Here is a 12,336-nt window from a genome sequence, read left to right as displayed (position 1 = left end):
AAGTATAATACCACACCCCCGCCTCCTTGTCAACACTTTTTGACAGATTTTTTTCAATTTCTTTGCAGAATAAAGGATCTCTCTGTTTTTCACCCGTTACAGGACGTGCCTTTTTCTTGACAAGGCGGCGGGCAGAACGTATTATGGAGTCATCCCCGTATCCTGTATAAGGTAGCTATACTTATTACATAAAGGAGAAGCGCCATGTCCTGTGTCAACATCCGCGGCTGCTGCATCGGCGAGGGCCGCCCCAAAGTTATTATTCCTATTGTAGAGCCCACGGAAACCGCCGTTCTTGAAAAAGCTGCCGAGTTTTCCACATTGCGCGCCGATTGTGTGGAATGGCGTATCGATTGCTTTGAAGGTGCAAAAGACCTTCCGGCTATCGTGCACTGCGCCGCAAAGCTCCGTGTTGCCTTGAAGGATCAGCTGCTTCTTTTCACCTTCCGCACAAAGGCCGAGGGCGGCAAAGTCGCTCTGGCCCATAAAGAGTATCTTCATTTTATCCGCACCGTTTTTGCCACCGACTGCGCCGATCTGATCGACATTGAATTTTTCACCGCAGGCGCAGAGCTTCCCGCGCTGATCGAAGAAGCCCACACCGCCGGGGCTGCAGTGGTGTGTTCCAGCCACGACTTCCACAAAACGCCGCCGCGCGCCGAACTGGTGAGCCGCATGGTTGCCATGCAGCAGGCCGGGGCTGATCTGCCCAAACTGGCTGTGATGCCCCAGAGCCGTGCCGATGTGCTGGAGCTTCTGGCTGCCACCGCTGAAATGGCCGACCGGCATCCGGAGACTCCCATCATTACCATGAGCATGGGAGCTCTGGGCGCGGTGAGCCGTCTGGCCGGGGAAGCCTTTGGCTCTGCCATGACCTTTGCCAACCCCGGGCAGGCCAGTGCACCGGGGCAGGTATCGTTGGAGGTCGTAAACGAAGTATTGGATGCACTGCATTTATAAATCCAGAAAGGAGCTTTTATGAAAAAGAAGTATTCTGCTCTCCCAGAACTTCTTTTGCGAAGTATTTTTTACACGCTTATCAATTATGTGCTTCTCAGCATGGTGCTGTCTTTTCGGCTTCATTGGAGTTCCATTCTGTTTTCTGCTGCCATGCTGTGGTTTGCTTTGGATTATTCAAAGACCATCCAGCAGTTGACCGGCAAACGGCTTCTCGCAGACCTTTTGTGGCTTGGCTGCATTCTCATCAGCACATTTATTGCATTCTTTGTCGGGTACATTCAAGGCTCGTTCGCATCATTTTAACGAAAAAGACCGAAGCTGTAGGTCGCACTTACAGTTCCGGTCTTTCTTTTTATGTCACAAAGAGATGATTATGCCAGCTTGGCTTCCAGACGAGTGCGGATGGCCTTGATAAAGCCCTCGCTGTCCACAGCGGTGGGGGTGATGCCCTCAGCCAGACCGCACAGGTCTTTCGTCATGATGCCGTCGTTCAGGGTCTGCAGGCTGGCGGCTTCCAGTGCCTCGCCAAACTTCACCAGCTCCGGCAGGCCATCCAGTTCACCGCGCTTCTTGAACGCGCCAGACCACGCAAAGATGGTAGCCATGGGGTTAGTGGAGGTCTTTTCGCCCTTCAGATACTTATAGTAATGGCGGGTAACGGTGCCGTGGGCGGCCTCGAACTCGTATTTGCCGTCCGGGCTGACCAACACGCTGGTCATCATTGCCAGAGAGCCAAAGGCGGTGGACACCATATCGCTCATCACGTCACCGTCGTAGTTCTTGCAGGCCCAGACAAAGCCGCCCTCGCTGCGAATGACGCGGGCAACGATATCGTCAATGAGGCTGTAGAAGTAGGTGATGCCTGCAGCCTCGAACTTTGCCTTATACTCGGCGTCGTACACCTCCTGGAAGATATCCTTGAAGGTGTGGTCGTACTTCTTGGAGATGGTATCCTTTGCGCCGAACCACAGATCCTGCTTCACATCCAGTGCGTAGTTGAAGCAGCTGCGGGCAAAGCTGCGGATGGAATCATCCTTGTTGTACTGGCCCTGCAGAACGCCAGCGCCCTCAAAGTCAAAGACGGTGGCGCGCTGCTCAGAGCCATCGGCACCGGTGAACACCAGTTCAGCCTTGCCTGCACCCGGGATGCGGAACTCGGTGCACTTGTACACATCGCCGTAGGCGTGGCGGGCAATGGTGATGGGCTTTTTCCAGTTCTTGACCACCGGCTTGATGCTGTCGATCATGATGGGTGCGCGGAACACGGTGCCGTCCAGCACCGCGCGGATGGTGCCGTTGGGGCTTTTCCACATCTCATGCAGCTTATACTCGTCCATGCGCTGGGCATTGGGAGTGATGGTGGCGCACTTGACCGAAACGCCGTACTTCTTGTTGGCAAGGGCGGCATCCATGGTCACCTTGTCGGCGGTAGCGTCACGGTTGGGCAGGCCCAGATCGTAATATTCGGTCTTGAGGTCCACAAACGGAAGGATCAGTTCGTCCTTGATCATCTTCCACAGAATGCGGGTCATTTCGTCGCCGTCCATCTCGACGAGGGGCGTGGTCATTTTGATCTTTTCCATAGCAGGGTTCCCTTTCCTCTCTTTGGATCGTTTCTCCAGCCGCGCTGCACTGCCAGATGTCGCGCGGGCAGTTCGGCAGAATGTTTATTTGCGGTAAGCGGCTGCCAGCTTTTCAAGGGCCGGCAGGCTGCGCTTGACCTTTTCGGTATCGATGCAGTAGGCAAGGCGCACATAGCCCTTGACACCGAAGCTGTCGCTGGGCACCAGCAGCAGGTCAAACTCCCGGGCCTTCATGCAGAAAGCGTTGGCATCCTCTTCCAGAGCCTTGGGGAAGATGTAGAAGGTACCGCCGGGGCGCTCCACCTCAAAACCCAGCGCGGTGAGCTTATCGTACAGCAGGTTCATGTTGGTCTCATACACACTCAGATCACTGGTCACATCCTGACAGCGGCTTACGGCCCGCTGGATGATGCTGGGCGGGCAGTTGTGGCCGGTGAAGCGGGAGATCTGGGCCATCATGTCCACCAGCACATCCTCGCCCTCACAGCCCGGACGCACCGCCACATAGCCAAGACGCTCGCCGGGCAGGCTCAGGCTCTTGGAGTAGGAAAAGCAGGTGAGAGTGTGGGGGTAGAACGCCGCCGGGTAGGGCACCTTTTTGCCGTCGAATGCGATATCCCGGTAGGGCTCATCGCTGACGAGGAAGATATTGTGGCCGAACGCCTTGCTCTTTTCGGTCAGGATCTCTGCCATGCGGGTGAGCGTCCCGGCAGAGTAGACCACGCCGGTGGGGTTGTTGGGGGTGTTGATGAGCACACAGGTGGTCTTTTCGCCGATCATCTGCTCGAATGCGTCCAGATTGGGCTGGAAGGTCGGTGTCTGCGGCGGCACCACCTTGAGGACCGCCCCGGTGCCCGCCACATAGGGGCCGTACTCCGGGAAGTAGGGCGCAAAGGTGAGCACCTCGTCGCCGGGCTGCGTGACCGCACGGATGGCATGGGCAATGGCACCCGCCGCACCGGTGGTGGGGAAGATGTGCTTCTGCTCATAGGGCAGGCCAAAGGTCTTTGTCAGGTGCGCTGCCACATCGGTGCGGAAGCCCGGGTCACCCTGACTGGGGCAGTAGCCGTGCAGATTTACCGGCTCTTCGTTGGCCAGCAGATCCTGCATGGCGGCAGTGAACTCCTGCGGGCAGGGCACGCTGGGGTTGCCCAGCGAGTAATCGAACACGTTCTCATATCCGATCTCGGCAGCACGCTGCTTGCCGTACATAAAGGTCTCGCGGATGACGCTCTTATTGCCGAGCATCGCGCGATAAGTCTCGTTCAGCATAATACTTTCCCCCGAGAGTTTATTTGTGGGCAGCCGTATAGCTCTGCTCCACCTTGATGATGCAGCTGTAGGCTGTATCCTGTTCCTTGATGAACTGTTCCAGCTGTTCCAGCAGCTCTACCTTATCCCCTGCATAGCCTGCCGGCAGCACCAGATCGAACAGCACGTTGGTGTGGGTCCTGCCCGGCACGATGCGCAGATCGTGCAGCGAAAGGGCCGGGTCGAGCTGGCGCAGCTTTTCGGTCAGGCGGGCGCGCAACACACCCACGGCAGCATCCGAGGTAACGATGGGGTCGTAGTGGATGGTAACCAAAAGCCGGTCATTCTTTAGAAAATCCCGTTCAATGTTGTCGATCAGGTCGTGTGCCTCCAGCGGGTCCTGCTCGGCAGGCAGTTCCACATGCAGGGAGGCGAACTGGTGTCCCGGGCCGTAGTCGTGCACCATCAGATCGTGCATTCCCAGCACGCCGGGATAAGAGAGCACCTTCTGCTCGATGTGGTCCACCAGATCCTCGCTGGGGCTTTCGCCCAGCAGCGGGCTGAGCGTATCCATCACAAGGCCCCAGCCGGAGATCAGGATGAACGCCGCCACGCCTACACCCATCAGGCCATCCAGCACATCCCAGCCGGTCACGCGGCACAGCACCGCTGCAATGAGCACCGCGCTAGTGCTCAGCACATCGTTGCGGCTGTCCGCAGCAGTGGCAATGAGGGTCTCGGAGCCGATGATACGCCCGATGGTGCGGTTGAAGCCGCTCATCCACAGCTTGACGAGGATGGAAGCGATCAGCACGGCCACCGTGAGCCAGCTGAACATCACCGGGGTGGGGTGCAGCACCTTGACCACAGATTCCTTCAGCAGCGAAAAGCCGATGCCGAGAATGGTCACGCTGACTACCAGCCCCGCCAGATATTCATACCGGGCATGGCCGAAGGGATGCTCTGCGTCCGGGGCCTTGCCGGCCAGCTTGAAGCCCACCAGACTGACCACGTTGGACGAGGCATCCGACAGGTTGTTCAGGGCATCTGCCATGATGGCAATGGAGCCGAACAGAGTGCCTACGGTCAGCTTGCCCAGACATAGCAGCAGGTTGCATGCCACGCCCACCCAGCAGGCAAGGTTGCCGTAGGCGGCGCGCACCTTAGGGTCCTGCGCATGGTCGGGCTGGCGGATGAAAAGACGAATCAAAAACTGAGTCATAACGGTCCTCCATGGGCAGCGCTGGACACCTGCATACCCTGTCATCGCTTATAGTATAGCATTTCGCTTTATCGTTTTAAAGTATTTTCCGAAAACTTTTGCCCGGTATAGAAAAGCCCCGGCAGAGCGGGATGCCCTGCCGGGGAGCTTTATGGGAACGGTAAACCGGGATTCTCGGATGAATTACTTCTCAGAAGGCTTGCTCAGGTCCACGCTGCGGATGATCTTGCGCACCGGCAGGATGCTCTTGGCATTCATGGACAGCTCGTCCACGCCCATGCGCAGGAAGGTCTCGGTCAGGGCGGTGTCGGCACCCAGCTCACCGCAGATGCCCACCCAGATGCCGTGGCGGTGGCCCGCCTCAATGGTCATCTTGATGGCGCGCAGCACAGCGGGATGGTGCGGATTGAAGAACGGCTCCAGCTTTGCATTCTGGCGGTCCAGCGCACAGGTGTACTGGGTCAGGTCGTTGGTGCCGATGGAGAAGAAGTCGCACTCGGCAGCCAGCTCGTCCGCGATCAGCACAGCGGCGGGGGTCTCGATCATGGTGCCTACCTCGATGTTCTGGCCCATCTTCACGCCCTCGGCGGTCAGCTCTGCACGGCACTCTTCCAGAACAGCCTTGGCATCCTGCAGCTCCCGCAGGCTGGTGATCATGGGGAACATGATGCTCATGTTGCCGTAGGCAGAAGCACGCAGCAGAGCGCGCAGCTGGGTCTTGAAGAAGTCCCTGCGGGTCAGGCAGATGCGGATGGCGCGGTAGCCCAGAGCGGGGTTCTCCTCGTGATCCAGCTTCATGTAATCGACGGTCTTATCGGCACCGATGTCGCAGGTACGGACGACCACCTTGCGGGGAGCCAGACTCTCCACCACCTGCTTGTAGGCCTCGAACTGGTAGTCCTCGGTGGGGAAGTCCTTGCAGTTCAGATAGACGAACTCGGTGCGGAACAGGCCTACGCCGCCGGCATCGTTCTGCTGCACAGCACCCACATCGCTCATGCCGCCGATGTTGGCAAAGACATTGATGGTCTTGCCGTCCAACGTGGTGTTGGGCTTGCCCTTCAGCTCCTGCAGCAGGGCCTGCTTCTTCTGATCTTCCTGCTGGCGCTTCTTCAGGCTCTTGAGCAGGTCGGGGGTGGGTTCAACGTAAACGCAGGCGTTGTAGCCATCGATGACCGCCATCTTGCCGTCCCAGTCGTCCTGAATATCCTTGCACTGGATCAGGGCAGGGATGTTCATGCTGCGGGCCAGAATGGCGGTGTGGCTGTTGGAGCTGCCCTCACGGGTAATAAAGCCCAGCAGCAGGCTCTTATCCATGCGGACGGTCTCAGACGGGGCCAGATCCTCCGCGACCAGAATGCTGGGCTCGGTGCCCTGCAGGCTGGCGTTGTCCACCCCCTGCAGGATGTCCAGAATGGCCTGTGCGATATCGATGACATCTGCACTGCGGGCCTGCAGATACGGGTCATCCATGGCGGCGAACACCGCAGCCTGATTGTTGCCTGCCGTCTTGACGGCGTACTCGGCACACTTTTTCTGGCTGTTGATGATCTCCTTGATGGCATCCACAAAGTCGTCGTCTTCCAACATCATGGCGTGGATGTTGAACACCTCGGCGATGTCCTCGCCAGCCTCTGCCAGTGCCTTTTCATACAGCGCAGTCTGCTGCTCAATGGCCTTCTGCTGCGCTTCTTCAAAACGCGCCACTTCCGCTGCGGTATCCGCTACCTCTGCGGCAGAAATGGCAGTATCCTTTTTCTTGTAGATCTTGAGCTTGCCGATGGCGATGCCATTCAGGACGCTCTTACCGGTGCCTACCTGCATTGCACACTACTCCTTCTTCATCTGTGCCGGGGCCGCACTGCTCCGACAGTCCAAAAAAAGCCCCCGCAGCTCACCCGCGAGGGCCTTCCTCATCTTAACTGCGGAATCAGACGTTCTCGGTCAGGAACTTCTGGATGGCTGCTGCAGCAGCTTCCTCGTCGTCGCCCTCGACCTTGACGGTAACGGTCTCACCCTGCTTTACACCCATGCCCATCAGAGCCATCAGCTTGCGCATATCGCAGCTCTTGCCGTCCTTTTCCAGGGTAGCGCTGCTGGCAAAGCCCTTGACGGTCTTGACGAGCAGGCCGGCGGGACGAGCGTGGATGCCGCATGCATCCTTAACGGTATACTGGAATTCCTTCATAATCATTTTCTCCTTACTTGATCCCGTGCGGCGCTTCTGCACTTGCACCAGACGCGGCCGAGCCGCGGCACGGTTGATACATCTATTATAAACCCTTGCCGGTAATTTTTCACCATTTCATATTGCTAATTTTTTATTCAAAATTTTGGTACAATTGAACATACAAATGTGACAAAAATGCACGCATTTCACTTTTTCTTCTGCTTGTGCGCAAATTTTAGGCAAATTGCGACCTGGTTTTGCATCAAAACCCGAAGCTGTTCCCGGTCGTTTCCGGCTTTGGCAGGTCGTTCCGGTGCTTATTCCACCGGATATCCCTCGGCATCCAGCGGCAGTTCCGTATAAGGCACAGCCTGCGGCACGGCATCCGGCTCACCGGAGGTCTGCTGGGCGGTCAATTCCTCGTCATGGCGTTCGCCCCAATCGCCGCTGTAGTCCTCGCCGGAGGTCTGCTGTGCCGGTTCGCTGCCGGTCAGTTCTTCGTCGTGGCGCTCACCCCAGTCTCCCTCGTAGTCCTCGCCGGAAGTCTGCTTTGCCTCAGCTTCCGCCATGGCGGCCTGCATGTCTTTCAGGCCCACCACAACGCCGGAGGGCCGTTCCAGCAGGTAAGCTCCCACGGCCTTTTTGCGGTACACCAACAGCACGCCGTAGCGGCTGGTCTCGCCGCTGCTTGCCGCCGGGATCAGCGCCGTCCATTTTTCCACGGTCTTGCCCTTGTAGCGTGCAAGGTCCATACCGCTCTGCTGCACCACCCCGTTGAAGGCCGAAAAGCTGTCATCCCACTTGCGGGGGATCTTGACCTTGTCTGCCGTGATGGATGCGCCGTCCACATCCAGACCGTAGCCGGTGAACCATGTCTGGATGTCCTGTGCACTCTCAATTTTGTTCACCGCCGCCGAGACCGCAACGGTGCGGTTGCTGATGAACCGGCCCAGCAGAGCACTGCCCACCACCAGTGCGCAGCACATGGCACCCAGACCCAGTTTTTTCAGGCTCGTTTTGCTTAACGTGACTACAAACATATCCCCATGCCTCCCCAGCCTGTTTATTGCTCTGAGAACAATTTATTCAGAGTTCGGGCAGGTTATGACGATTTAAAATGCCCGCCGTATGATTCTTCCCGTGCAGGGCGCGGCCGTGTGGGGCAGGCCGGATGGCTTTTACAAAATTTTTCTCCGCCGGGTACGTTCTCTTTTGCGTGCCAAAAGAGAACCAGAAAAGCACCCGCTACTTTCGAGGCGCGGGAGGCACGAATTAAGGGCTGCTCGCCCTTAATAATCCCAAAGCAGTTGGGCTCCATACAAAAAATCCAAGTTGCTTCGCTAAAGGATTTTTTGTGTTGCGCCGATTTGAAGTCGCTTGCGCGACGAAACGTAAGGGCAACAGCATGTTTTCATGCTGACGTGAATGCTCCCGCAGGGAGCCAGCATCAGCAAATGCCGTTTGCCGTTACGACCCTCCCTGTGAAAAAGCAACTCCGAAACGGCCGCAGCCGTTTCGGAGTTGCAAATAAAAATACTATTTCCGCTATTTATGCTCAGAGCGAAGCGGAGAGCATTCCAAATCGTCTCTCCCGCTTTAATGCGCCTTCACAAAATCCTCCGGCGAGACTTCACCGTTCTGGCGGAGCACCTGTTTCAGCACCTGCATCACGCCGTATTCCCGGTGGGACGGTGCCAGAAACGGCACCTGCGCCCGCAGCGGTCCGCTGCCGTTCTCCATCAAAAAGCCGTACTTCGCGGTGGTGAGCATCTCGGCATCGTTGTAGGTGTCGCCAAAGGCCATCATGCTGTCGGCCGGAATGCCCAGCAGTGCACCCACCTTTGCCAGTGCTGCACCCTTGTGCACACCTGGGTTCATCACGTCCACCCAGTTTCTGCCTGCCACTGCCACCGAGAATGCACCGCCATTTCCGGTGTGGAATGCGCCGTAGATCCGGTCGAAGGCTTTCTGCGAGTCGTCGTTGGGCAGATAGACGGTAAACTTATCCGCCGCCGCTTCCACCGCAGTCAGGTCATCCACGTATTCCACCCGGGTATAAAAATTCTTGAAAACTTTATCGTATTTCTCGTCCTGCTTTTCCGCGTAGGCCGCCTGCAGTCCGCACAAAAGGCCCACGTCTCCGGCCTGCTTTGTGCTGCGGGCCAGCTGCCGCCAGCCCTCGGCAGGCATTTCGGACACAAACAGGTCTTTCCCCTTCCAGCGGGCAGCGCCGCCGTTGTCGCCAATGAGAATGATCTCCTCCAGCAGATCCGGGAACATCGTTTCCAGTGTGTACAGAGGCCGCCCGCTGGCCGCGGCAAACAAGATGCCCTGCCCGGCCAGTGCACGGATGGTCTCGGTAAACTTTGGCGGCAACTGGCTGTACTCGTCCAGAAGGGTCGCGTCCATGTCCGATGCGATCAGGCGAATGCGGTCCATTGCAGTTTCCTCACTTATCCGATGTAGCTGATGTTCACGTCCATATCGCCCTTATAGCCGGGCAGGCGTGCCGTGCAGGTGCCCTGCCACAGGGCGCAGTCGATGGGGCTGCTGGCAACACCATAATGCGCGTTCCAGATGGTATATTTTTTCAGGCTGTTCAGATCGACACGCTTGCGGTACCACAGGGTAGAGGCATACACACCGGGTTTGTAGCCCTGTGCCTTGACCTCCTCACAGAAGGCGATGGCGCACTTGGTGCGGTCCTCCATACCCAGACCGTCGGCGCGGCCGGAACCATTGGAAGCGCCGGATGCTTCGGTGTCAAAGAAGATGGGGTAATCCAGCTTGCGTCCGTTCAGTACGTAGGCGCAGGCAAAGGCTTCCTCCTTGGCTTCCTCCTCGGTGGTAGCCTGACTGAAGAAATACACGCCCACCTTCAGGCCCGCATTCTTCACATTGGTGAAATGCTCCTCGAACATGGGGTCCAGCACCAGCGTGCCGGAAGCACCATAGCCGCGGTAGCCGATGCGGACGATCACAAAGCTCACGCCTGCCTTTTTGATCTGGTTCCAGTCGATGTTCTTCTGATACTTGGAAACATCCACACCGAAGGTCTTGCCATTTTCCAGCACACCGTCCGCATTGAAGTAATAGAGTTTATTGTCGATGCACTGGATGCCGGTCACCGGCTTGTTGGTGGTCTGGCTGTAGTAGTAGGTCTTGCCGCCGGAGGTGCGCCAGCCGGAATAGACCGGCTCCGGCTGAGACTCGTCTTTTCCCAGCCAGCCGAACAGGAAATTGAGCAGCCAGCTGAAAAATCCGTTCTCATCGCTCAGGTCGATGCACTGGGCCTCGGCGGCATCCATGGCACCGGCATCCAGCGCGGCACGGATTTCTTCCGGTGTCAGCACCACGCTGTTTTCCGGCGTGTGCTGGTTCGTGCTGTTCTCCTCCGCTTCAGTGGCCTGTACAGGCGGTGCTTCCGGGTCCTGTGCAGCAAGCTCCGGGGTCTCCGTCTGCAGGGTGGGCATTGCCGTTTCCTGCTGTGCAGAAACAGTCTCGGTCACTGCCGCGGTACTTTCTTCCGGCTGTGCAGCCAGTGCCAGCGGTGCGCCCATTGAAAAGGTCATTGCCAATGCCAGAACTGCCGCTGCACACCGCGTTTTGCCGCGGGTGCTGCGGGCAGTCAGTTTATTCCAGAACGTTTTTTTCATGCTGTGCTCCATACCTCATGTATTTTTATCGGGATGCCGCCCTTCGCAAAAAGGGCAGCGTTTCATCTTCTCAATACTCTTTCAGTATACACCCGCGGGCAAGCCCCCGTCAATTGCCGCACACTGCAAAGCGCAGCTCCGAAAAGCTGCCGCCCCGGTATCAGAAAATGCTCCAAAATAGATACGTCTCAGCCCGCAAAAACATTGCACAAAGCCAAAAATTGCAGATATTTCCAGCAAAATCAGCATTTTGTCTTGTTGTCTTGACATGTGTATGGTATTATACTTGACATGCAGTTTTTGCATTGAATCCACCATCTTGAAACAGAAAGGCAGTTTCTCATGTCAAATGTGAAAGATTTCTTAAAACGCAAGGATATCGTCATCACCCCGCAGCGCTATCTCATTGAAGCGCTGGGTGCCATGGCGCAGGGCCTGTTTGCCAGCCTGCTGATCGGCACCATCATCAAGACGCTGGGCCAGCAGACCGGCCTTAACGTGCTGGTAGACCTTGGCGGCTACGCCACGGCCATGAGCGGCCCGGCCATGGCCTGCGCCATTGGCTGGGCGCTGCACTGCCCGCCGCTGGTGCTGTTCAGCCTGATCACCGTAGGCTACTCGGCCAATGCTCTGGGCGGCGCAGGCGGCCCGCTGGCCGTGCTCATCATTGCCATCGTGGCTTCCGAGCTGGGCAAGGCCGTGAGCAAGGAGACCCGCGTGGACATCCTCGTGACCCCGCTGGTGACCATTTTTTCCGGCGTGGGCCTTTCCATGCTGATCGCCGCACCCATTGGCGCTGCCGCAAGTCAGGTGGGCACCCTGATCATGTGGGCCACCGAACAGGCTCCGCTGGTCATGGGCATTCTGGTATCCGTCATTGTGGGCGTGGCGCTGACCCTGCCCATTTCCTCTGCCGCCATCTGCGCCGCGCTGGGTCTGACCGGCCTTGCCGGCGGTGCCGCCGTGGCAGGCTGCTGCGCCCAGATGATCGGCTTTGCCGTGATGAGCTACAAGGAGAACGGCGTGGGCGGTCTGGTCAGTCAGGGCCTTGGCACCAGCATGCTGCAGATGGGCAACATCGTCAAGAACCCCCGTATCTGGATCGCGCCCACACTGGCCAGTGCCATCACCGGCCCGCTGGCCACCTGCGTGTTCCACTTTGAGATGAACGGTGCCGCTGTCTCTTCCGGCATGGGCACCTGCGGTCTGGTGGGCCAGATCGGCGTGTACACCGGCTGGGTCAGCGACATTGCCGCCGGTACCAAAGCCGCCATCACCCCGATGGACTGGGCTGCCATGGTGCTGCTGTGCTTTGTTCTGCCCGCCGTGCTGAGTGTGATCTTCTGCGAGATCGAGCGCAAGCTGGGCTGGATCAAAGAGGGCGATCTGAAGCTGAACTAACTTTTAGAATTGTCTCCGCTTCGCTCTGACAATATCAGCAGAAAAATATTTTTATATATAGCAACGCCGGAATGACTGCGGTCATTCCGGCGT

At 57.7% G+C, this 12,336-nt stretch carries 11 protein-coding genes; 3 read left to right on the top strand and 8 right to left on the bottom strand.

The genetic code is table 11. The annotated features are described in order from the left end of the window. Positions 1-204: 204 nt before the first annotated feature. Positions 205-960, top strand: a complete 756-nt coding sequence (gene aroD / locus DWY76_RS12420) for a type I 3-dehydroquinate dehydratase (RefSeq protein ID WP_120081489.1) — start codon at positions 205-207, stop codon at positions 958-960. An 18-nt stretch (positions 961-978) separates the two neighbouring features. Next, entirely contained in the window at positions 979-1,263 is a 285-nt protein-coding gene (locus DWY76_RS12415) for a hypothetical protein (protein ID WP_005937604.1), read from the top strand. Positions 1,264-1,331: 68 nt separating this feature from the next. Here the strand turns inward: DWY76_RS12415 and DWY76_RS12410 are convergent, their stop codons facing one another. The 8 genes from DWY76_RS12410 to DWY76_RS12375 all read right to left on the bottom strand — a co-directional run bounded on the left by DWY76_RS12410 (position 1,332) and on the right by DWY76_RS12375 (position 10,842). Next, positions 1,332-2,543: an NADP-dependent isocitrate dehydrogenase gene (locus DWY76_RS12410; RefSeq protein ID WP_005937607.1), complete on the bottom strand. Its 1,212-nt coding sequence runs from the start codon at positions 2,541-2,543 to the stop codon at positions 1,332-1,334. 84 nt (positions 2,544-2,627) lie between these two features. After that, positions 2,628-3,815, bottom strand: a complete 1,188-nt coding sequence (locus tag DWY76_RS12405) for a pyridoxal phosphate-dependent aminotransferase (protein ID WP_120081488.1) — start codon at positions 3,813-3,815, stop codon at positions 2,628-2,630. Between the two features lie 19 nt (positions 3,816-3,834). Continuing rightward, positions 3,835-5,016, bottom strand: coding sequence for a cation diffusion facilitator family transporter (locus DWY76_RS12400; RefSeq protein ID WP_005937613.1), 1,182 nt, complete (start codon positions 5,014-5,016; stop codon positions 3,835-3,837). Between the two features lie 183 nt (positions 5,017-5,199). Next, positions 5,200-6,840 carry a phosphoenolpyruvate--protein phosphotransferase gene (gene ptsP, locus DWY76_RS12395; RefSeq protein ID WP_120081487.1) on the bottom strand — a complete coding sequence of 547 codons (1,641 nt, stop codon included), beginning with the start codon at positions 6,838-6,840 and terminating at the stop codon, positions 5,200-5,202. Between the two features lie 106 nt (positions 6,841-6,946). After that, entirely contained in the window at positions 6,947-7,210 is a 264-nt protein-coding gene (locus DWY76_RS12390; RefSeq protein WP_005937619.1) for an HPr family phosphocarrier protein, read from the bottom strand. 293 nt (positions 7,211-7,503) lie between these two features. Beyond that, complete coding sequence (locus DWY76_RS12385) at positions 7,504-8,226, bottom strand: DUF4830 domain-containing protein (protein ID WP_005937622.1); 723 nt, start codon at positions 8,224-8,226, stop codon at positions 7,504-7,506. A gap of 556 nt (positions 8,227-8,782) precedes the next feature. After that, a complete protein-coding gene (locus tag DWY76_RS12380; RefSeq protein WP_120081486.1) occupies positions 8,783-9,625 on the bottom strand; it encodes an HAD family hydrolase in 843 nt (280 codons plus the stop codon). Between the two features lie 14 nt (positions 9,626-9,639). Continuing rightward, the gene (locus DWY76_RS12375) at positions 9,640-10,842 is read right to left on the bottom strand and encodes a GH25 family lysozyme (protein WP_243112039.1); all 1,203 of its coding nucleotides are present in this window, start codon (positions 10,840-10,842) and stop codon (positions 9,640-9,642) included. Positions 10,843-11,184: 342 nt separating this feature from the next. On the opposite strand from DWY76_RS12375, the gene DWY76_RS12370 reads away from it, so the two are divergent. Beyond that, positions 11,185-12,243: a PTS sugar transporter subunit IIC gene (locus tag DWY76_RS12370; protein ID WP_120081484.1), complete on the top strand. Its 1,059-nt coding sequence runs from the start codon at positions 11,185-11,187 to the stop codon at positions 12,241-12,243. The last annotated feature ends 93 nt before the right edge of the window (positions 12,244-12,336 follow it).

It is taken from the genome of Faecalibacterium sp. AF27-11BH, from assembly GCF_003603005.1.
Classification (GTDB): domain Bacteria; phylum Bacillota; class Clostridia; order Oscillospirales; family Ruminococcaceae; genus Faecalibacterium; species Faecalibacterium taiwanense.
Note: the sequence above shows the minus strand (reverse complement) of the source record. Positions and strands in the feature narration are given on the sequence as shown.